At 69.2% G+C, this 21,473-nt stretch carries 17 protein-coding genes; 12 read left to right on the top strand and 5 right to left on the bottom strand.

Translation table 11 applies throughout. The annotated features are described in order from the left end of the window. Nucleotides 1–2 precede the first annotated feature (2 nt). Nucleotides 3–1,337 (top strand): adenylate/guanylate cyclase domain-containing protein, encoded by a 1,335-nt coding sequence (locus EZ216_RS12570; protein ID WP_135250104.1) that lies wholly within the window; start codon nt 3–5, stop codon nt 1,335–1,337. Here the strand turns inward: EZ216_RS12570 and EZ216_RS12575 are convergent. Next, nucleotides 1,303–3,609: a PhoX family protein gene (locus EZ216_RS12575; protein WP_135250105.1), complete on the bottom strand. Its 2,307-nt coding sequence runs from the start codon at nt 3,607–3,609 to the stop codon at nt 1,303–1,305. The two genes, EZ216_RS12570 and EZ216_RS12575, sit on opposite strands and share 35 nt — an antisense overlap. A 95-nt stretch (nt 3,610–3,704) precedes the next feature. Continuing rightward, on the bottom strand, nt 3,705–4,181 hold the full coding sequence (locus EZ216_RS12580; RefSeq protein WP_135250106.1) for an Lrp/AsnC family transcriptional regulator: 477 nt from the start codon (nt 4,179–4,181) through the stop codon (nt 3,705–3,707). 117 nt (nt 4,182–4,298) lie between these two features. On the opposite strand from EZ216_RS12580, the gene EZ216_RS12585 reads away from it, so the two are divergent. The 5 genes from EZ216_RS12585 to EZ216_RS12605 all read left to right on the top strand — a co-directional run bounded on the left by EZ216_RS12585 (nt 4,299) and on the right by EZ216_RS12605 (nt 13,984). Beyond that, nucleotides 4,299–7,877 carry an indolepyruvate ferredoxin oxidoreductase family protein gene (locus EZ216_RS12585; protein WP_135250107.1) on the top strand — a complete coding sequence of 1,193 codons (3,579 nt, stop codon included), beginning with the start codon at nt 4,299–4,301 and terminating at the stop codon, nt 7,875–7,877. Between the two features lie 138 nt (nt 7,878–8,015). After that, nucleotides 8,016–8,348: a preprotein translocase subunit YajC gene (gene yajC / locus EZ216_RS12590; protein ID WP_135250108.1), complete on the top strand. Its 333-nt coding sequence runs from the start codon at nt 8,016–8,018 to the stop codon at nt 8,346–8,348. Nucleotides 8,349–8,424: 76 nt separating this feature from the next. After that, nucleotides 8,425–10,305 carry a protein translocase subunit SecD gene (gene secD / locus EZ216_RS12595; RefSeq protein ID WP_135250109.1) on the top strand — a complete coding sequence of 627 codons (1,881 nt, stop codon included), beginning with the start codon at nt 8,425–8,427 and terminating at the stop codon, nt 10,303–10,305. Between the two features lie 15 nt (nt 10,306–10,320). Continuing rightward, nucleotides 10,321–11,271, top strand: a complete 951-nt coding sequence (gene secF, locus EZ216_RS12600; protein WP_135250110.1) for a protein translocase subunit SecF — start codon at nt 10,321–10,323, stop codon at nt 11,269–11,271. 10 nt (nt 11,272–11,281) lie between these two features. Next, nucleotides 11,282–13,984 carry a DUF1631 family protein gene (locus tag EZ216_RS12605; RefSeq protein WP_135250111.1) on the top strand — a complete coding sequence of 901 codons (2,703 nt, stop codon included), beginning with the start codon at nt 11,282–11,284 and terminating at the stop codon, nt 13,982–13,984. A gap of 66 nt (nt 13,985–14,050) precedes the next feature. On the opposite strand, the gene EZ216_RS12610 is transcribed toward EZ216_RS12605, so the two are convergent. The 3 genes from EZ216_RS12610 to EZ216_RS12620 all read right to left on the bottom strand — a co-directional run bounded on the left by EZ216_RS12610 (nt 14,051) and on the right by EZ216_RS12620 (nt 16,951). Next, nucleotides 14,051–14,524 (bottom strand): Smg family protein, encoded by a 474-nt coding sequence (locus tag EZ216_RS12610; protein WP_135250112.1) that lies wholly within the window; start codon nt 14,522–14,524, stop codon nt 14,051–14,053. A gap of 88 nt (nt 14,525–14,612) precedes the next feature. Beyond that, nucleotides 14,613–15,722 (bottom strand): DNA-processing protein DprA, encoded by a 1,110-nt coding sequence (dprA, locus tag EZ216_RS12615; protein ID WP_135250113.1) that lies wholly within the window; start codon nt 15,720–15,722, stop codon nt 14,613–14,615. A gap of 5 nt (nt 15,723–15,727) precedes the next feature. Continuing rightward, nucleotides 15,728–16,951 carry a LysM peptidoglycan-binding domain-containing protein gene (locus EZ216_RS12620; RefSeq protein ID WP_135250114.1) on the bottom strand — a complete coding sequence of 408 codons (1,224 nt, stop codon included), beginning with the start codon at nt 16,949–16,951 and terminating at the stop codon, nt 15,728–15,730. 139 nt (nt 16,952–17,090) lie between these two features. Between EZ216_RS12620 and def the strand changes: the two genes are divergently transcribed. The 6 genes from def to EZ216_RS12650 all read left to right on the top strand — a co-directional run bounded on the left by def (nt 17,091) and on the right by EZ216_RS12650 (nt 21,420). Continuing rightward, nucleotides 17,091–17,603: a peptide deformylase gene (gene def / locus EZ216_RS12625; RefSeq protein WP_135250115.1), complete on the top strand. Its 513-nt coding sequence runs from the start codon at nt 17,091–17,093 to the stop codon at nt 17,601–17,603. A 17-nt stretch (nt 17,604–17,620) separates the two neighbouring features. Then, nucleotides 17,621–18,112 (top strand): hypothetical protein, encoded by a 492-nt coding sequence (locus EZ216_RS12630; RefSeq protein ID WP_135250116.1) that lies wholly within the window; start codon nt 17,621–17,623, stop codon nt 18,110–18,112. Nucleotides 18,113–18,123: 11 nt separating this feature from the next. Beyond that, nucleotides 18,124–19,086, top strand: a complete 963-nt coding sequence (gene fmt / locus EZ216_RS12635) for a methionyl-tRNA formyltransferase (protein ID WP_135250117.1) — start codon at nt 18,124–18,126, stop codon at nt 19,084–19,086. After that, nucleotides 19,086–19,817 carry an AzlC family ABC transporter permease gene (locus EZ216_RS12640; protein ID WP_135250118.1) on the top strand — a complete coding sequence of 244 codons (732 nt, stop codon included), beginning with the start codon at nt 19,086–19,088 and terminating at the stop codon, nt 19,815–19,817. Before fmt ends, EZ216_RS12640 begins: the two co-directional genes overlap by 1 nt. Continuing rightward, complete coding sequence (locus tag EZ216_RS12645) at nt 19,814–20,140, top strand: AzlD domain-containing protein (protein WP_135250119.1); 327 nt, start codon at nt 19,814–19,816, stop codon at nt 20,138–20,140. Before EZ216_RS12640 ends, EZ216_RS12645 begins: the two co-directional genes overlap by 4 nt. A gap of 86 nt (nt 20,141–20,226) precedes the next feature. Then, the gene (locus EZ216_RS12650) at nt 20,227–21,420 is read left to right on the top strand and encodes a phosphoglycerate kinase (protein WP_135250120.1); all 1,194 of its coding nucleotides are present in this window, start codon (nt 20,227–20,229) and stop codon (nt 21,418–21,420) included. Nucleotides 21,421–21,473: the final 53 nt, after the last annotated feature.

The following is a 21,473-nucleotide window of genomic DNA, read 5'->3' on the forward strand; positions in this document are numbered from 1 at the left end:
CCATGTCCAAATCCCCGCCGTCTTCCTCCGCCCAAGCCGCGGCCTCCCGCGCGGCGATGGCGTCCCATCCCGAGTTCGCCGGCTGGCTGGCGCACAAGTCCTGGAGCCAGGGCGTGGGCTTCTGCAAGGCGGCCGCGCTGCTGATCCCGGCGGTGGCGCTGTCGGTGGACGTGCCGATGCTGTTCGACCCGGCGCGCCGCCACGACCCCTCCTGGATCGCGATGGCGCTGTGGCACATCGCGGCCGAATTGGTGGTGCTGGGCGCCGTGTGGGTCAACAGCCGGCCGGTGGCGCGCCGCCACACACAGGCCTGCCTGACGGGACTGGCCGCCGCCATCCTGGTGCTGACGACGCTGATCGCCATCATCAACTGGACCATCGTTGGCGACCTGTCGATGTTCGCGCTGGGCGCGGTCTTCGTCGCCACCGTGCTGTGCACGCCGCGCCCCGTGCGGCATGCGATGTACTTCGCGGGCGTGGCGCTGATCTTCGCCTTCATCGTCTTCCACGTGAACACCGGGCAGGACCTGCTGAACGCGATGGTCAACCCGGTGTCCATCGCCATCGTGGCGGTGAACCTGGACCGCTACACCTACTTCCGCAACGTGGAGCTGTTCGCCGAGAAACAGCGCGCGGAACACGAGCGGGCCCGCGCCGACAAGGTGCTCTACAACGTGCTGCCCACGTCCATCGCCGATGAACTGAAGGCGAACGAGCGCGTGAACGCGGTGCGCTTCGACGGCATGGGCGTGATGTTCACCGACCTGGTGGGGTTCACGAACTACTCGAGTTCGCTGCCGCCGCAGTCGGTGGTGAAAGTGCTCGACGACATCTTCTCGCGCTTCGATCACCTGGTGGACCGCCACTCGCTGGAGAAGATCAAGACCATCGGCGACGCGTACATGGCCGTCTCGCAGCGGCGCACGGCCGACCTGGCCGAGCTGGCGCTGGACATGCTCGACGCCATCGATGCGTACAACGCGGAGCACGGCACGGCTTTCCGCCTGCGCATCGGGCTGCACGTCGGCCCCGCGGTGGCGGGCGTGATCGGCGTGAAGCGCTTCCTGTACGACGTGTGGGGCGACACCGTGAACGTGGCCAGCCGCATGGAATCGGGCGGCGAGCCGGGCCGCGTGCACGTGACGGAGGCGGTGCGCGACGAGTTGCTCGGCCAGTTCGCCTTCGAGGAGCGCGGCGGCATCGAGGTCAAGGGCAAGGGCCGCATGACCACGTATTTCCTGGCGCGCCCGGTGGGCCGCGGGGCCGCAGAGGCCGCCGCGGCGCAGGCTGGCCTGAGCGCCTTCAGGTGCCGATCAGCCCGCCGTCGTTGCGGGTGATCATGATGGTCGAGGAACGCGGCCGCGCGTTCGCGCCGCCGGGCCCGTAGGCGGCCACGCCGGCGCCGTTGCCGGGCCAGTGGCTTTCGTAGAGGGCCGGCGTGCCGATGTTGGCGACGGCGGTGTTCTCGCCCGGGTGCTGGATGTTGACGAACAGCGCGCGGCCGTCCGGCGATTCCGTCACGCCCGTCACCTCCGCGCCCTTGGGCGCGGTGAGGAAGCGCTTGAACGTCGTGTCGCTCATCTTGCGGCCCATGCGCGTCGTGACGTCCACGTTGGCCACGACGGCCGCGTTGGGACTGCCGTCCGGCTTGTTCACCACGGTCACGGTGGCGCCGTCGCCGTACTGGCCCGGGATGGCGGCCAGCAGCATGCAGTTGGTGACGTCCGTGTAGGTGTTGTCGTCGGTCTCGATCCACAGGATGCCGGTCGCGCGCGAGAACCAGCAGCCGTCCGGCTTGGACAGGTCGTTGAAGTCCGACAGGCCGGACAGGTTGACGTTGGCCTGCCAGTTCACGTCGTCGATGCCCGCGTCGGCATGCGCCTGCGCCCCGAACAGGAAGATGTCCCAGTCGAAGGTGCTGGACGAGGGATCGTTGCCGGTCTCGCGCAGACGCACGATGTGGCCGTTGACGTTGCCCTTCTGGTTGGCGGCGCCCTTCTTGTCCAGCCAGTAGCGCGGGTTGGCGGCGTCCAGCGGCGGGTTGGGGTTGTTGTTGCTGCTGCTGCCGACGTTGCCGCGGTCGGGGTTCTCGGTCATGGTGACGTACACCTCGCCGTTGCGCGGGTTGACGGCGGCCCACTCGGGGCGGTCCATCTTGGTGGCGCCCGCGGCGTCGGCCGCGATGCGCGCGTTGACCAGCACGTCCGCCAGGTTGGCGAAAGCGTACGGCGCGTAGCCGGTGATCGCCGCGTTGCTCATGTCCAGCTTCAGCCAGGTGCCGGTGCCGTCGGCGTTGAAGCGCGCCGCGTACAGCGTGCCCGTGTCCAGGTACTTGTCGCCAGCCGCCAGCCCGCCCGCGACGTCCGCCGGGTCCCAGGCGGATTGCGAGACGAACTTGTAGACGTACTCGCCGCGCGAATCGTCGCCCATGTAGAAGGCCAGCGGCTTGCCGGCCACGGGCACGCTGCAGCTGGCGCCTTCGTGCGCGAAGCGGCCCAGGGCCGTGCGCTTGCGCGGCACCGAGGCGGGCGCGAACGGGTCGATCTCCACCGCCCAGCCGAACGTGTTGTGCGCGTTGCGGAAGTCGGTGGTCTCGTCGGCGCCGGTGGCCGTCACGTCCCAGCGGCTGAACTCGGTGCTGGTGGGATCGGCGGGCACGACGGTGAACCAGCGGTTGTTGCCGTTGGCGCCGGGCAGCAGGCCCACGCGCCGGAAGGCCGTCGTTTCCTTGGCCGTGCGGCCGGTGTCGCTGGCCGCGCGGCGGAAATAGCCGGCCCAGTTCTCTTCGCAGGTGAGGTAGGTGCCCCACGGCGTCTGGCCCGCGGCGCAGTTGTTGATGGTGCCGCGCGTCTGCGTGCCGGTGGGCGAGAACAGCGTGCGCGCCAGGACGTCCCCGCGCACGGGGCCGTTGATCTCCATGGTCGTGCGCGCGGTGACGCGGCGGTTGAACGCGGAGTTCTTGTTGACCGCGAAGCGCCCGCCCGCCTTCTGGATCTCGACGATGGACACGCCGTGCGCTTCCAGCTCCTTGATCGCCTCGGCTTCGGGCCGCACGCCCGCCGGGTTGGTCTGGCCGTTCGCGTGCATGAACACCACCGTGCCGGCGATGTTCTCGTGGTTCATGGCCAGCAGCGCGCGGTCGGCGTTCAGCGGATCGCGCGCGGTGCCGGCGGCGTTCATGCCGAAGTATTCGATGGCGTCGTGGTGGTCACCCGCGCGGCGGGCGAAGCTGGCATCGGTGCCGTTGTTGGCGTAGTCGGTGACGGCCGGGTCGATCGAATCGCCGGTGGCGTAGATCACCGTGGCCGTGTACCCGTCGGCGACCACCAGGCGGTCGGCCAGGTCCTTGGGCACGGCGTTGAAGCCCAGTTTCAGGCTGGCGGCGGGCAGTTGCTCCGCCGGCGCCGCGGCGGCTGCCGCGGCGCTGCCGCCGCCGCAGGCGCTCAGGGCCAGCGGGCCCAGGCCGGCGACGGCCATGGCGCCGACGCCGCCGCGAAGCAGGTGGCGGCGGTGCAGGCGCGCCTTCAGGAGCGAGTCGAAGTCGGTGTTGGCGCTGTTGTTGTTCTCGCGGTCATCGGGATCGATGCCGATCTGATCGTTGTCGGGCATGAGGCCTCCAGGTGGTGGGGCCTCGCACTTTCGGCAGCGACGATGACTGGGCCGTGAACGCGAGCGCTTCGCTCAAGTGTCACGGCGCTTGAACCTCAGCTTGCTAGGTGCTTCAGCGGCCAGGCGCTGCTGGCCTTCACTTCGCCCAGCGAGAAGCTGGTGTGGATGTCCTTGACGTTCGGCAGGTTGATCAGCACCTGCCGCGCGAACTGCGAGAACGCGTCCAGGTCGCTGCACACCACCTGCAGTTCGAACGTGCCGGCGCCGCTGATGTAGTGGCAGGAGACGATCTCGGGAATCTTGCGGATCGCCTCCTCCATCGCGCGCGTGCGCTCGCCGGTGTTGCGGTCGGCGTCCAGCCGCACGAAGGCCAGCACGCCCAGGCCGATCTTGTGGCGGTCGATCTCGGCGTGGTAGCCCTTGATGTAGCCCGCCTCTTCCAGCGCGCGCACGCGCCGCCAGCAGGGCGCGGCCGACAGGCCCACGCGCTGCGCCAGTTCGGCGTTGGTGAGCCGCGCGTCGTCCTGCAGCTCTTGCAGGATGCGCAGGTCGAACTTGTCGAGTCTTTCCATGGATTGGTCAAACGAGAAAAATCCTTTCTCATCCTAGCCTGTTCACGGCATCAAAAGCAAAGACATATCGCCCCCGCTTGCCTACACTGTGCCGCTTAGCCCGGAGACAAGCACAAAGTGAACGCCCCCCTGCCCGAACACATTCGCAAGGCACTCGAGACCGTCACGCTGGACGACAAGTACTCGCTCGACTACGGGCGCGCCTTCATGAGCGGCGTGCAGGCGCTGGTGAAGCTGCCGATGCTGCAGCGCCAGCGCGACGCGCTGGCGGGCAAGAACACCGCCGGCTTCGTCAGCGGCTACCGCGGTTCGCCGCTGGGCGGCTACGACCAGGCGCTGTGGAAGGCCAGGAAGTACCTGCAGGCGCAGAACGTGGTGTTCCAGCCCGGCGTGAACGAGGAACTCGCCGCCACCGCGCTGTGGGGCACGCAGCAGCTGGGCTTCGCGCCGAAGGAGCCGCAGAAGTTCGACGGCGTGTTCGGCATCTGGTACGGCAAGGGTCCCGGCGTGGACCGCTGCTCCGACGTGTTCAAGCACGCCAACATGGCGGGTACCACGCCGTGGGGCGGCGTCATCGCGGTGGCGGGCGACGACCACGTCGCCAAGAGCTCCACGGCCGCGCACCAGAGCGACCACATCTTCAAGGCCTGCGGCCTGCCGGTGTTCTTCCCGGCCAACGTGCAGGACATCCTGGATCTGGGCGTGCACGCGTTCGCGATGAGCCGCTACGCCGGCGTGTGGACCGGCATGAAGACCATCCAGGAGATCGTCGAGTCCAGCGCTACGGCGATGATCGACCCCGAGCGCGTGCAGGTGAAACTGCCCGAAGACTTCACGATGCCGCCCGGCGGCGTGCACATCCGCTGGCCCGACGCCGCGCTGGAGCAGGAGGCGCGCCTCTTTGACTACAAGTGGTACGCGGCCCTCGCGTACGTGCGCTCCAACCGCCTGAACCACAACGTGATCGAAGGGCCCCATGATCGCTTCGGCATCATCGCCAGCGGCAAGGCCTACAACGACACGCGCCAGGCGCTGGCCGACCTGGGCCTGGACGAAGAGACCTGCCGCCGCATCGGCATCCGCCTGCACAAGGTGGCGGTGGTGTGGCCGCTGGAAGCGCAGGCCACCCGCGAGTTCGCCACCGGCCTGCGCGAGATCCTGGTGGTGGAGGAAAAGCGCCAGGTCATCGAATACCAGCTGAAGGAAGAGCTGTACAACTGGCGCGACGACGTGCGCCCCACCGTGCTGGGCAAGTTCGACGAGGTGGAAGGCAGCGGCGGCGAATGGTCCATGCCCAACCCCACGGGCAACGCGCTGCTGCGCGCCAACGCCGACCTGTCGCCGGCCATCATCGCGCGCGCCATCGCGCGGCGCTTGCGCAAGCTGGGCCTGGACGCCGACACGCAGGTGCGCATCGACGCGCAGCTGGCCATCCTGGAAGCCAAGGAACGGGCCATGCAGGTGCTGGAGGTCAAGGGCGACCGCCTGCCCTGGTTCTGCTCGGGCTGCCCGCACAACACGTCCACCGTCGTGCCCGACGGCTCGCGCGCGATGGCCGGCATCGGCTGCCACTTCATGGCGACCTGGATGGACCGCGCCACCGTCGGCTTCACGCAGATGGGCGGCGAAGGCGTGCCCTGGGTCGGCCAGCAGCCGTTCACGAACGAAAAGCACGTGTTCGCCAACCTGGGCGACGGCACCTACTTCCACAGCGGCCTCCTGGCCGTGCGCCAGTCGATCGCGGCGGGCGTGAACATCACCTACAAGGTCCTCTACAACGACGCGGTCGCCATGACGGGCGGCCAGCAGGTGGGCGAGCGGCCGGAGGGCCACTCGGTGCTGCAGATCTCGCACAGCCTGGTGGCCGAAGGTGTGAGCAAGCTGGTGGTCGTGACCGACCAGCCGGAGAAGTACACGGCCCTTCGACAGGCTCAGGGTGAACGGTCGCTGCCGCCCGGCGTCGAAGTGAAGCACCGCGACGAGCTCGACGCCATCCAGCGCGAGTTCCGCGAGATCCCCGGCACCACGGCCATCGTCTACGACCAGACCTGCGCCACCGAAAAGCGCCGCCGCCGCAAGCGCGGCACCATGGTCGATCCGGCCGTGCGCGTGGTGATCAACGACCTGGTGTGCGAAGGCTGCGGCGACTGCGGCGTGAAGAGCAACTGCCTGTCGGTGGAACCGCTGGAAACCGAGTTCGGCCGCAAGCGCACCATCAACCAGAGCACCTGCAACAAGGACACCAGCTGCCTGAAGGGCTTCTGCCCCAGCTTCGTCACCGTGGAAGGCGGCAGGCTCAAGGCCAAGGAAAAAGCCAAGGCCGTGTCGCCGTACGAACTGGGCGAGCTGCCCGAGCCGACGCTGCCTGCGATCCACGGCGCCTACGGGATCGTGGTGGCGGGCGTGGGCGGCACCGGCGTCATCACCATCGGCCAGCTGCTGGGCATGGCCGCGCACATCGAGGGCAAGGGCATCGTCACGCAGGATGCGGCGGGCCTGGCGCAAAAGGGCGGCGCCACCTGGAGCCACGTGCTGGTGGGTGATTCACCGGAAGCGATCCACACCACGCGCGTCGGCATGGCCGCGGCCGACCTGGTCATCGGCTGCGATCCCATCGTCGCCGCCGGCAAGGAAACGGCGCTGCGCATGCGCCAGGGCCGCACGCACGTCGCGCTGAACGCGCACGCCACGCCGACCGCGGCTTTCGTGCGAAACACCGGCTGGGCCAATCCCGCCGATGCCTGCACGGCGGAGATCGCCAAGGCGGTGGGCGATGGCGCGGTGGGCGCGTTCAACGCGGACGCGGCGGCCACCAAGCTGATGGGCGACAGCATCTACACCAACCCCATGCTGCTGGGCTACGCGTGGCAGAAGGGCTGGGTGCCGATCGGCCGCGAGGCGCTGATGCGCGCCATCGAGCTGAACGCGGTGGCCGTCGACGCGAACAAGGCGGCCTTCGAATGGGGCCGCCAGGCGGCGCACGACCCGGCGCGCGTGGAAAAGCTGCTCACGCCCGCGCAGGTCATCGAGCTGAAGAAGCGCGAGACGCTGGAGACGCTGGTGGCCCGCCGCGTGGAGTTCCTCACCGCGTACCAGAGCGCGGCCTATGCGCGCGAGTACCAGGCGTTCGTCGAGAAGGTGCGCGCGGCCGAGGCGCCGCTGGGCAAGACCTCGCTGGCCGAGACCGTGGCCCGCTACCTGTTCAAGCTGATGGCATACAAGGACGAGTACGAGGTGGCCCGCCTGCACACCGAGACCGGCTTCCAGGAGCGCGTCGCCGCCATGTTCGAAGGCGACTACAAGGTGAACTACCACCTGGCGCCGCCGCTGCTGGCGAAGCGCAACGAGAAGGGCGAGCTGGTCAAGCGCAAGTACGGCCCGGCCATGGCGCTGGGTTTCCGGGCGCTGGCGAAGCTGCGCGGCCTGCGCGGGACGGCGCTGGACGTGTTCGGCTACACCGAGGAGCGCCGCACCGAGCGCGCGCTGATCGGCGAGTACCGCCGCAGCATCGAGGAGGTGCTGGCGAAACTGTCGCCTGCGAACCACGCCCTGGCGCTGGAGATCGCCGCTATCCCCGAGCAGATCCGCGGCTTCGGCCACGTGAAGGAGCGCCACCTGGCGGCGGCCCGCCCCCGCTGGGACGAGCTGATGGCCCGCTGGCGCCAGCCGGCCGAGTCCGTGCGCCAAGCTGCCTGAAGTACCCCTTCAGCTACCCCGGCGCGGCGCGGCGGGGCACGTCCCCCGACTTACAATCCCGCTCTTGTGCGCCCGGTCGCAGCCCTCGGGGCACGGCGGGGCGCCCGCGTTCGACAACCCGAATCCGCTGGAGCCTCCGTGTTCATCTCTTCCGCCTATGCCCAGACCGCGCCGGCCGCCGCCGCCGGGGGCGACATGCAATCCTCCCTCATGAGCATGCTGCCGCTGGTGCTCATGTTCGTGGTGCTGTACTTCGTGATGATCCGCCCGCAAATGAAGCGGCAGAAGGAACATCGCACCATGATCGAGGCGCTGGCCAAGGGCGACGAGGTCGCCACCGCCGGCGGCCTGCTGGGCAAGGTCACCCGTCTGGGTGACAGCTTCGTCACGCTGGAGATCGCCAGCGGCGTGGAAGTGCAGGTCCAGCGCAGCTCCGTGGTCCAGGTCCTTCCCAAGGGCTCGATCAAATAACAGGTTCAGCGTTGAGCGTTGGGCGCTGAGCGGGAACTGTCCCGCCCGCTGGACGCTCAACACCCAACGCTCAACCATGAACAGATATCCCGTCTGGAAATACGCGATCCTGGTGGTCGCGCTGCTGGTGGGGGTGCTCTTCACCCTGCCCAACTTCTTCGGCGAGGCGCCGGCCGTGCAGGTCTCGGCCGCCAAGTCCACCGTCAGGATCGACGCCACCACCCAGGCGAAGGTCGAGCAGGCGCTTTCGGCCGCCGGCATCAAGCCGGAGCTGGTGCTGCTGGACCCCAACTCGGTGAAGGTGCGGCTGGACAGCACGGACACGCAGCTGAAAGCGCGTGACGCCATCCAGAAGTCGCTGGCGCCCAACCAGGACGATGCGCCGTACGTGGTGGCGCTGAATCTGCTGTCCAATTCGCCGCAGTGGCTGGCCGCCATCCACGCGGTCCCCATGTACCTGGGCCTGGACCTGCGCGGCGGCGTGCACTTCATGCTGCAGGTGGACATGCAGGCGGCGCTGACCAAGCGCGCCGAGTCGCTGTCCGGCGACCTGCGCAGCCAGCTGCGCGAAGCCAACGTGCGCCACAGCGGCATCGCCCGCAATGGCCAGCAGGTGGAGATCCGCGCCCGCGACACGCAGACGGTGGCCGCCATCCGCAAGGTGCTGCAGGACCAGTTCGCCGACCTGCAGGCAACCGACAGCCCCGACGGCGCCGAATACAAGATCGTGGCCACGCTCAAGCCGGACGCGGCCCGCCGCATCCAGGAGCAGGCGCTCAAGCAGAACATCGTCACGCTGCACAACCGTATCAATGAGCTGGGCGTGGCCGAGCCGGTGATCCAGCAGCAGGGCGCGGACCGCATCGTGGTGCAGCTGCCCGGCGTGCAGGACACCAGCCGCGCCAAGGCCATCCTGGGCCGCACCGCGACGCTGGAGATGCGCCTGGTGGACGAAAGCAGCGAGGCGCGCGCGGCCGAACTGGGCACGGGCCCGGTACCGTTCGGTTCCGAGCGCTACATCGAACGCGGCGGCCGGCCGGTCATCGTGAAGAAGCAGGTCATCCTGGCGGGCGACAGCCTGACCGACGCCCAACCGGGCTTCGACCAGCAGACCCAGCAGCCCAAGGTGGACCTGACGGTGGACGCCAAGGGCGGCCGCATCATGCGCGAGGTCAGCCGCGAGAACCTGAAGAAGCGCATGGCCATCCTGCTGTTCGAAAAGGGCAAGGGTGAAGTGCTGACGGCGCCCGTCATCCAGGGCGAGCTGGGCACCCGCTTCCAGATCTCGGGCTCCATGAGCGTGAACGAGGCCAACGACCTGGCGCTGCTGCTGCGCGCCGGCGCCCTGGCCGCGCCGATGGAGATCATCGAGGAACTGACCATCGGCCCGAGCCTCGGCGCCGAGAACATCACCAAGGGCTTCCACAGCGTGGCCTGGGGCTTCGCCGCCATCGTGGCGTTCATGGCCGCCTACTACATGCTGTTCGGCCTGTTCTCCGGGCTGGCGCTGGCCGTCAACCTGCTGCTGCTGGTGGCCATCCTGTCCATGCTGCAGGCCACTCTCACGCTGCCGGGCATGGCGGCCATGGCGCTGGCGCTGGGCATGGCCATCGACTCCAACGTCCTGATCAACGAACGGGTGCGGGAGGAGCTGCGCAACGGTGCGTCGCCGCAGGCGGCCATCCACGCGGGCTACGACCGGGCCTGGGCGACGATCCTGGACTCCAACGTCACCACCCTGATCGCCGGCCTGGCGCTGCTGGCTTTCGGCTCCGGACCCGTCCGCGGGTTCGCGGTGGTGCACTGCATCGGCATCCTGACCTCCATGTTCTCCGCCGTGTTCTTCTCGCGCGGCCTGGTGAACCTGTGGTACGGGCGCCAGAAGAAGTTGAAGACGGTCTCCATCGGTACCGTCTGGCGCCCCGGCGCGGACCACGCTATAACCAAGCCGGAGTGAGGCAGGGCCAAGAACATGGAATTCTTCAAGATCCGCCGCGACATCCCGTTCATGGAGAACGCGCTGGTGTTCAACGTGGTTTCCTTCCTCACGTTCGTCGCCGCGGTGTTCTTCCTAGTGACCAGGGGGCTGCACCTGTCGGTGGAATTCACCGGCGGCACCGTGATGCAGGTGGGCTACACCCACGCGGCCGACGTCGAAGGCGTGCGCCGCACGGTGGCGGACCTGGGTTACGCCGACGTGCAGGTGCAGAACTTCGGCACCGCCAGCGACGTGATGATCCGCCTGCCGGCGCAAAAGGGCGTCAGCTCGGCGCAGCAAAGTGAGCGCGTGCTGAGCGCGCTGAAGGCCGCCGACCAGGGCGTGACGCTGCACCGCACCGAGTTCGTCGGCCCGCAGGTCGGCGAGGAGCTGGCCACCGACGGCCTGAAGGCGCTGGCCATGGTGGTCGCCGGCATCGTCATCTACCTGGCCTTCCGCTTCGAGTGGAAGTTCGCGGTGGCGGCCATCATCGCCAACCTGCACGACGTGGTCATCATCCTGGGCTTCTTCGCCTTCTTCCAGTGGGAGTTCTCGCTGGCGGTGCTGGCGGCGGTGCTGGCGGTGCTGGGCTACTCGGTGAACGAGTCGGTGGTCATCTTCGACCGGATCCGGGAGAACTTCCGGCGCTACCGCAAGATGAACACGGTGCAGATCATCGACAACGCGATCACGTCGACGATCAGCCGCACCATCATCACCCACGGCTCCACCCAGATGATGGTGCTGTCCATGCTGCTGTTCGGCGGCCCGACGCTGCACCACTTCGCGCTGGCGCTGACCATCGGCATCCTGTTCGGCATCTATTCGTCGGTGTTCGTCGCCGCCGCCATCGCCATGTGGCTGGGCGTCAAGCGCGAAGACCTGGTCAAGGGGGGCTCCCGCAAGGAGGACCCGAACGACCCCAACGCGGGCGCGGTGGTTTGACGGAACGGACGTGAGCAGCCAGCCTTCCTCCAACCAGGCGGCCGTGGCACGGCAGGCGCGGGAGCATTTCGTCGGCCTGCTCGAAGGCTCGCTGCCCGCGTTGACGGATGGCATCCGTGCCCGCCTGATCGAGCAGGTGGATGCGTCCACCAGCACGCGCGAGGCGCAGGAGCGGCGCGACGCAATGCTGGACTTTGACCGCCAGCGCCGTCCCTGGCAGGAAGGCGTGGCCAAGGCCTGGCGGCGCGCGGTGCTGCCGCCCACCGCCACGGCACGCGTGCGGCTGGAGGCCATCAACCTGTCGCTCATCGGCGACGAGGTGGTCGAGAACAAGATCCTGGCGTCGCGTGTCGCGCTGTCGGTGGCGGAGAAGTCCACCTTCGAGCTGAACGACCTGAAGGCGCGCATGGAGCACCTGGACGGCGAAGAGCTGGCCGGCCACGACGTGCTGCGGCCGGAAGCGGTCGCCCAGCTGATGGTCGAGCAGTGGAACACCGCCGGCCTGCCGCGCCCGACCTGGGTGCTGGTGCAGGACGTGATCCAGAAGCACATGGTGGAAACCATGCTCGCGGCTTACCAGTCGACCAACAAGCTGCTGGTCGATCGCGGCGTGCTGCCGGACATCGACCTGAGCGCGCGCGTCAAGCGCAATGCGTCCTCACCCAAGCGGCGGCCGGCGTCCAGCGCGGCACCCGGTGAGGGTGGCGGGACCCCCGATACGGGCGGTACCGGCGGCACCGGAGCGGGTGGCTTGGCCGGTGGCGGCGGTGGCGGTGGAAGCGGCTATGGCAATTCTTCCGGCTACGGTGGCGGTCCCGGCGGCGGTGGTGGCGGCTCCGGCGGCTCGTCCGGTTACGGCGGCGGTCCTGGCGGCGGCGCGGGTGGCCCTGGTGGCGCAGGCGGCGGCTATGGCGGTTCCGGCGGTTATGGCGGCTCGGGCGCTGGTTCGGGCGCTGGTTCGGGCGGCCATGGTGCCGGCGCTTCCGGCGGCCCGGGTGGGGATGCCGGAGCATCAGCTGCTGGCGCAGGGAGTGGCTACGGCGGCGGTGTCGGCGGAAGCTTTGGTGGTGGCGGCGGCGGCGGGGGCCGCGGCGGCTACGCGGGCGGCGATGCCGGCGCGGCGTCCAGCTACGGCGGCCCGGGCCACACGCGCGGCCTGGGCGGCAGCGCGGCGGAAGAAACCCGGATGATGACCGCCACCACGCCGCTGGCGCGCGCCAAGGCGCGGGCCACCGGCGTGATTGGGCAGCTCAAGCGCCTGCTGACGGAAAAGGCCGGCTTCGATCCCAATCAGGCGGTGGCGCCCTCGCCCGCGCTGGCGGAAGCCATGGGTCGGCACCACACCCAGGTGCAGACCCAGGTGTCCACCGAAGTCGCGCCCGACACGGCCGGCGAGGTGGTGGTCTACGACGACGCCGCGGTCGAACGCGCGGCGGTTGACCTGCGCCAGCGCACCGGCGAGCTGAAGAAGAAGGCCTCCACGCAGAGCGAGAAGGCCACCATCGAGATTGTCGCGCTCATGTTCCAGAGCATCCTGGCCGAGGAGCGCATCCCGCCCGCCGTGCGGGTGTGGTTCGCGCGGCTGCAGATGCCGGTGCTGCGCGTGGCGCTGGCCGAGCCTGAATTCTTCGGCACGCTGCAGCACCCCGCGCGCCAGCTGATCGACCGCATGGGCTCGTGCGTGCTGGGCTTCGATGCCGCGGCCATCGGCGGCAGCGCGCTGGAGATCGAGATCAAGCGCGTGGTGCAGGTCATCGAGCAGTACCCCGAGACCGGCAGGCGCGTGTTCCAGCTGGTGTACGACGAATTCCAGAAGTTCCTGGCCAAGTTCCTCACCGAGAAGGGCGACACCCAGAAGGTGGTGAGCATCGCGCAGCAGGTGGAGCAGAAGGAGACGATGGCGATCCAGTACACCATCGAGCTTCGCAAGATGCTGGCCGACCTGCCGGTGCGCGACGAGATCCGCGAGTTCCTGTTCAAGATCTGGGCCGAGGTGCTGGCCGTGGCCGCCGTCAAGCACGGCCCGCAGCACGAAGAGACGGTGTCGCTGAAGAAATCGGCGGCCGACCTGGTGTGGTCCGCCAGCGCCAAGCCCAACCGGGCCGAGCGCGCCAAGGTGATCCAGGAGCTGCCCGCGCTGCTGCAGCGCCTGCGCAAGGGCATGTCGCTGATGGGCCTGCAGGGCGCCGACCAGGAGAACCACATCAAGGTGATCGGCGACACGCTGGCCGACGCCTTCATGTCCAAGACCGAGTCCATCCCGCAGCAGCAGATCGACGCCATCGGCAAGCGCCTGGCCAACCTCGAGGACTTCATCACCGACGACCCGTCGGTGGACCTGGAGCTGGACCAGGACGCGCTGGAGATGATGCTGGGCATCGACGCTTCGATGATCGAAGTGGTGGCCGACGGCGGCTCCAAGCCCAGCGACGCCATGCTGGCGTGGGCCGCGGAACTGCAGCAGGGCAACTGGTTCACGCTGGACCACAACGGCAAGGTGCACCAGGTGCAGTACGTCTGGCGCAGCGACCGCGGCCAGCTGCACCTGTTCGCGTCCGGTGAAGGCCGCAGTTTCCTGGTGCAGATGAAGCGGCTGGCGGCCTACCTGCAGGCAGGGCTGCTGCTGCCGGCGGAGGAAGAAGCGCTCACCGTGCGTGCCACGCGCGACGCGCTGGCCAAGCTGGACGCCAATCCGGAACGCCTGCTGGCGTGATCCCGCTGCGCCAATGAAAAGGCCCGCGTCAGCGGGCCTTTGTTTTTTGCGGAACCTTGTCCGCCGTCAGTGGGCGACGCGGCCGGTGTGGTCCTCGCAAAGCTCGTCGAGGATCAGCGCGTCGGGCTCCTGTCCCATGCTCCAGTACACCATCAGCACGATGATCTTCAGGTCGTCCAGCGACACCGGGTCCCCGGGCGCGGCCATCGCGCGGTCGACGACGATCTCGCGCATCGCGGGCGGCAGCACGCCGGCGGAGTCGAGGAAGCTGATGAAGCCCAGGCACTGCGCACCCAGGTGATCCTGTTCGGCGACCGAGTACACGCGCAGAGCGCCGGAGGTCTCGGCAAGGGCGTAAGTGGGTTCGGGAACCTGCGCGCTCTGCGCCGCGAAATTCAGGCCATCGAGCCAGGCCAGCGCTTCCTGGATCTCGTCCGGCTCGAAGCCGTGGGCGCTGAGCTTGCGTCCGAGTTGCTGAAGTTCGGGGCAGGCATCCCCGCGCCAGAAGTGTTCATACACAAACACCAGCACATCGAACATGGAAGGCAAATATAGAGCAGAACGCCGGCCGTGCGGGGGGCAATTTTGTCCCGTGTGTTGCGGGCGCGCATCGTGCGCGCGGTGACGTTCAGGCGAGCTGCTGGCGCTGGAAGAGGCCGCCGGGCAAACGCGCGACGAGGCCTTCGAGTTCCAGTTCGAGCAGCTGTGCCTGCAGGTCCGCGGCGGAGATGCCGGTGCGTGCCACCAGCGCATCGAGGCCGACCGGATCGAAGCCCATCGCTTCGAGCAGCGGACGTTCCTCGCGGCTGGGCGATGGCGCGTCCATGGTCTTTGCCGCTGCGGCGCGGGGCGCGAGTTCCTCCAGCACGTCCTGCGCGGTCTCCACCAGCTTCGCGCCCTGGCGCAGCAGCTCGTGGCAGCCGCGCGATTGCGGCGAATGGATGGAACCCGGGATCGCGAACACGTCGCGGCCCTGCTCCGCGGCCTGCCGCGCGGTGATGAGCGAACCCGATTTCAGCGCCGCTTCCACCACCAGAGTGCCCAGCCCCAGCGCCGAGATGATGCGGTTGCGGCGCGGGAAGTTCTCCGGCAGCGGGCCGATGCCCAGCGGGTATTCGGAGACGATGAGGCCGCGTCCGGCGATGCGGTGCGCGAGGTCGTGATGCTGCGGCGGGTAGACACGGTCCAGGCCGGTGCCGACCACGGCGATGGTCGCCAGCTGCCCCTCGGCGGCGCCCTCCAGTGCGCCCTCGTGCGCCGCGCCGTCGATGCCCAGGGCGAGCCCGGAGACCACGGTGAGGCCCGCTTGCGCAAAGCTGTGGCCGAACCGCCGCGCGTTCTCGCGTCCCTGCGGTGTCGGATTGCGGCTGCCGACCACTGCGATGGCGCGTGGCCATTCGGCCACCGGTTGGCCGTGCGCGTAAAGCAGTAGCGGCGGGTCTTCGGTCTGCAGCAGCGCGGGCGGATAGGCAGGGTCGCCCAGCGTCAGGACGCGGCGCCGGCCCGGCTCGGCCTGCAGCCAGGCCCAGGTGGCGTCCAGCAAGGCGGGAAGCCCCTGGGGCTCGGCCAGCAGCGCTTCCAGTTGCCGGTGCGGCAGGACCGTGCCCAGCGCTTCAGGCGCCTGCGCGAAGATTTGCTGGGGAAGCCCGAAAGCCGCGAGGAGCCGCCGTGCGGCCGGCCGGCCGATGTCGGGCGACCAGGCCAGCCGAAGCCAGCCGGCCAGCTCCTCGCGCTGCACGGGGATCAGCGTGGGTTGACGACCCGGTCGCCGACCTGGACGCCGTCGCCGGACTCCAGGATGAGCGCGTACGACAGGTGGTCGAACGGCCGGAACACCATCAGCAGGCCGTTGCGCTCGTTGGGCAGCTTGATGGTGGCACGCTCGCCGTTGGTGGTGCGGTCCACCACGGTGGCGCCGGCACGCTGGATGGCCAGCACGTGGCCGGATTCCAGCCCGTCGGCCGTGCCCTTGTTGATGACGACCACCTGGTTCTGGCCGGCCATGCCCACGGCGTCGCCGTACATGGAGACCACGGAGGCGTCGATGCGGGCTTCGGGAGCGCGCGGCGTGTAGCTGACCAGCTGGCGCGGCGGCTCGGGCAGCAGGCGGTCGCCGATGGCGATCTCGCCGCGGGCCGACACGATGTCCAGCGTCGCCGGGATGGGCATGGCCTTGCCCTTGCCGCCGGCCGGCTCCTCGGTGCCTTCGCCGCGCACCAGGGTGGCCTTGCCCAGGTACTGCGCCTCGTAGCCCAGCACGCTGCGCGTGACGGGGTCACGCAGCGGCACGGCTTCGCGGAAGACGCGGAATTCCTCCAGCGGGCCGCTGGTCTTCACGGCCAGCGGCGTGCCATTGCTGGCGCGGGCATACACGCGGTCACCGCGCGTGATGAGCACCCGGTTTTCCGGCACCGCGACGATGCGAGGCGCCTTTTCCATGGTGCCGGGCTCGACGATGACGGGCTCGGCCAGGAAGGGCTCGATCAGGTTGGGCTGCAGGGTGGGCAGGGCCGTGTCGGCCAGCGTTTCGATGCGCACGCGTGGCGACACGCGCAGCGTCTCGGTCGGCGGCGTGTCGAGGGCGCCTTGCGCCTGCTGCACGCGCAGGCGGGCGCGGTCGCCGCTCTTCTCCAGCACCAGCACCTGGCCCGGATAGATGCGGTGCGGGTTGCGCACTTCCTGCATGTTCATGCCCCACAGCTCGGGCCAACGCCACGGGCTGGTGAGGAAGAGCCGGGAGATGGCCCACAGCGTGTCGCCGCTCTTGACGGTGTAGCTGTCCGGCGCGTTGGGCGCCAGCTCGCTCAAAGGCACGCCGCCCTGGGCCACCTGCTGGGCCGTGGACCGCTGGGCCGGCGAAACCGGCTGGGCCATGGCAGGCAGGGCCACCAGCGCGGCGGCCAGCACGACCGCAGCGCGGCGTGCAAACGGGGGGAGGGCGGCCACGGCCTCGCGTTGCGCCATCATCTGTTCCTCCTCGACTCGACTTGACAAATCACTGCCGATTCTGCGCTTAAGCCCTTGATTTCGGCAACGTTTATGGCTTGTTGACGCGGCAGGGCTCCGGAAAAGTGGCGAAAATAGCGACAGCCCCCACCTGCTTCCCATGGCCCTGCTCCCCATCCTCTGTTATCCCGACCCCCGCCTGACCACCGTGGCCAAGCCCGTGCAGGCCGTCGACGCCCGCATCCGCCAGCTGGTGGCCGACATGCTGGAAACCATGTACGACGCCAATGGCATCGGGCTGGCGGCGACGCAAGTGGACACCCACGAGCGGATCATCGTCATCGACGTATCGGAGGAGCGCAACCGGCCGCTGGTGCTGGTGAATCCCGAGATCGTCTGGGCGAGCGAGGAAAAGCAGCTCAATGACGAAGGCTGCCTTTCCGTGCCGGGCATTTACGACGGCGTGGAGCGCTCCATCGCCGTGAAAGTCAGTGCCCTGGACGAGAATGGCCAGCCGCGCACCCTGGAGGCCGAGGGCATCCTGGCCGTGTGCATCCAGCACGAGATGGACCACCTGCTGGGCAAGGTGTTCGTCGAGTACCTGTCGCCCCTCAAGCGCAACCGCATCAAGACCAAGATGCTCAAGGTGCGCCGCGAGACCGAGCGGGCCTGAGCCCCGGAGTGCCCACCATGCGCGCCCGCATCGCCGCCGTTCTTGCCGCTGCGTCCGTCGCGGCCTGCGCCGTCAACCCGTTCGCCGACGTCGTGCCCGGCACGCCTCGCCAGGATGTGATCGCCCGCCTGGGCCAGCCTACCCGCGTGGTCCCCATCGTGGGCGGTGAGCGCCTGCAGTACTCGTACCAGCCGTTCGGCCGCGCCACGTGGATGGTGGACCTGGATGGAGCGGGACGGGTCGTCAGCGCGCGGCAGGTGCTGAACTCGCGCGAGTTCGCTCGCATCGTGCCGGGCCAGTGGACGCGCGAGGACATGGAACGCGAGTTCGGCCCGCCCGACCACTTCGAGCACGTGAGCAGCTGGGACGGCCCGATCGCCACCTACCAGTGGCGCGACCTGGACGGCAGCTTGATGTTCTATTACGTCTACCTCGACCGGGCTGGCGTGGTGCAGCGGGCACACCCGGGCATCGACTTCATCAACGCCCCCGACGACCGTAACCGGTGACGGCGCTGCGCATGCGGGTCGCCTTCGCCGGCACGCCCGAGTTCGCCCGCGTCGCTCTCGAGCGATTGCACGCGGCCGGATTCGACATCCCCCTTGTCCTGACGCAGCCGGACCGGCCGGCCGGCCGTGGCATGAAGCTGCAGCCTTCGCCCGTCAAGCAGTTCGCGCAGGCGCATGGCATCGCCGTCGCGCAGCCCCGGAGCCTGCGCCTGGACGGCAAGTACCCGGACGATGCGCAGGCCGGGCGTGAAGCGCTGCTGGCCGCGCGTGCCGACGTGATGATGGTGGCCGCCTACGGCCTGATCCTGCCGCAATGGGTGCTGGACACGCAGCGCCTGGGCTGCCTCAACATCCACGCTTCGCTGCTGCCGCGCTGGCGTGGCGCGGCGCCCATCCACCGCGCCATCGAGGCCGGCGACGCGGAAACCGGCATCACGCTCATGCAGATGGACGCGGGCCTGGACACCGGCGACATGCTGCTCACCGAGCGCATGGCCATCCGGCCCGACGACACCACCGGTTCGCTGCACGACCGCCTGGCCGTGCTGGGCGGGCGGCTGGCGGTGGAGGCGCTGGAGATGGCCGCATGCGGCGGCCTGGTGCGCACGCCCCAGCCCGCCGAGGGCATCACCTACGCGCACAAGATCGAGAAGGCGCAAGCGCAGGTGGACTGGTCGCAGCCGGCTGCCGTGATCGAGCGCCGGATGCGGGCTTTCGATCCTTTCCCGGGCGCCTCCACGGCGTTCGGCGACGAGGCGATCAAGTTGTGGCGCGCGCAAGCCGTGCGCGCCGATGCAACGCCCGCGCCTGGCACCGTCGTCGCCGTGGGCAACGACGGCATCGATGTCGCCACCGGCGAGGGCGTGCTGCGCCTCGTGGAGCTGCAGCGCGCCGGCGGCAGGCGGCTGCCGGTGGCCGATTTCCTGCGCGGCCTGCCCGTCGCGGCCGGCCAGCGGTTCGGCGCGGCAGCCTGATGTTCCTCTCCGCGGCGCTGCGCCGCCACCCCGGGTTCCGCGCCGGCATGCGCGACATGTGGCCGCAGGCGCCCGGCATCGCGGCGTGGGGCTTGATGACCGGCGTGGCGATGATGCAGTCGGGCCTGTCGTTCGTCGAATCGTCGGCGATGGCGCTGCTGGTCTTCGCGGGCAGCTCGCAACTCGCGGCGCTGCCGCTGATCATCGCGGGCGCGCCGGCGTGGGTGATCCTGGCCACGGGTTTCTGCGTCAACCTGCGCTTCGTCGTCTTCAGCCTGCACCTGCGTCCGTATGTGATGCACCTGCCTTTGTGGCAAAGGCTCACGCACGGCTACCTCACCGCGGACCTGACGTACGCGATCTTCACCCGCCGTTTTCCGCAGCCCGCGCAGGATGACGAAGGCCGTCTCGCGCAGGAGGCTTATCTGGCGGGCAACTGCCTCGTGAACTGGGGCAGCTGGGTGTTCCCCAGCATGGCCGGCATCGTGCTGGCCAACCTGATTCCCACGCGCTGGGGACTGGGCTTCGCCGGCATCCTGTGCCTGCTGGGCATCCTGTGTTCGCTGGCCAGCACGCGCATGCGCTGGGTGGCGGTGGTGGTGGGTGGCGCGGCCGCCATTACGGGCTATGCGCTGCCGCTGAAACTGAACATCGTGATGGCCATCGCGGTGGCGGTGCTCGTGTGCCTGTCGCTCGAGCAGCGGCCGGGCGCCGGAAAGCAGGTCGCATGACCGACCTGTGGACCGTCGGCATCATCCTTGCGCTGGCCGCCGTGACCGTGCTCGCGCGCGGCTTCTTCTTCATCTCCGAGCGCGACTGGTCGCTGCCGCGCTGGGCCGAGCGCGGCCTGCAATACGCGCCCATCGCCGCGCTGGCCGCGGTGGTGATGCCCGAGATCTTCACCGTGCAGGGCAAGCTCATCCAGGCGTGGGACGCCCGCGTGTTCGGCGCCATCGCCGGCGTCGCCGCCTTCTACTGGCGCCGCAGCGTGCTGGCCACCATCGGCGCCGGCATGCTGGTCTATCTGCCGCTGCACCTGGGCCTGGGCTGGTAGCGCGGCCGGGCTGGCAGGGCCCGCAGGTACGGCCCCGCTGCCTAGAATCGCCGGTTCACTTTCCACCGAACCGACGACCACACCCCATGAACGTCCTGCGCTTTTCCGACCTGTGCGCCCAGGGCCGCGCCCGCGGCCAACGCGTGTTCATCCGCGCCGACCTGAACGTGCCGCAGGACGACCAGGGCCGCATCACCGAGGACACGCGCATCCGCGCCTCCATCCCGTGCATCCGCATGGCGCTGGACGCCGGCGCGGCCGTGATGGTCACGTCGCACCTGGGCCGCCCCACCGAAGGCGAATTCAAGCCGGAAGATTCGCTGGCGCCCGTCGCGCAGCGCATGGCCGAGCTGTTGGGCCGCGAAGTGCCGCTGAAGTCGAACTGGGTGGACGGCGTCGATGTCGCGCCGGGCCAGGTCGTGCTGTTGGAGAACTGCCGCCTGAACAAGGGCGAGAAGAAGAACAACCCGGAGCTGGCGAAGAAGCTGGCCGCGCTGTGCGACATCTTCGTGCACGACGCGTTCGGCACCGCCCATCGCGCGGAAGCTTCGACCTACGGCATCGCCGAATACGCCAAGGTCGCCTGCGCCGGCCCGCTGCTGGCGGCGGAGATCGACGCCATCACCAAGGCGCTGGCCAATCCGAAGCGGCCGCTGGCCGCCATCGTCGCCGGCTCCAAAGTGTCGACCAAGCTCACCATCCTGCAGTCGCTGGCGAAGAACGTCGACCAGCTGATCGTCGGCGGCGGCATCGCCAACACGTTCATGCTGGCGGCCGGCCTGCCCATCGGCAAGTCGCTGGCCGAAGCCGACCTGGTGGGTGACGCCAGGACCGTGATGGAAGCGATGAAGGCGCGCGGCGCCGAGGTGCCCATCCCCACCGACGTGGTCACCGCCAAGACGTTCGCCGCCGACGCGCCCGCCACCGTGAAAGCGGCGAAGGACGTGGAAGCCGACGACCTGATCCTGGACATCGGCCCGCAGACCGCGCAGCGCCTGGCGCAGCAGCTGAAGGCCGCGGGCACCATCGTGTGGAACGGCCCGGTGGGCGTGTTCGAGTTCGACGCGTTCTCCAAAGGCACCGAGACCATCGCGCGCGCCATCGCCGAGTCCAGCGCGTTCAGCATCGCCGGCGGCGGCGACACGCTGGCCGCCATCGCCAAGTACGGCATCGAGAAGGACGTGGGCTACATCTCCACCGGCGGCGGCGCCTTCCTGGAAGTGCTGGAAGGCAAGACGCTGCCGGCCTTCGAGATCCTGGCCAAGCGCGCCACGGGCTGATCGGTACGGGGCGGCTCCGTAACCGCCCTGTAACCCACGCCCGCGCAGCGTGT

Source organism: Ramlibacter humi (assembly GCF_004681975.1).
GTDB classification, from domain to species: domain Bacteria; phylum Pseudomonadota; class Gammaproteobacteria; order Burkholderiales; family Burkholderiaceae_C; genus Ramlibacter; species Ramlibacter humi.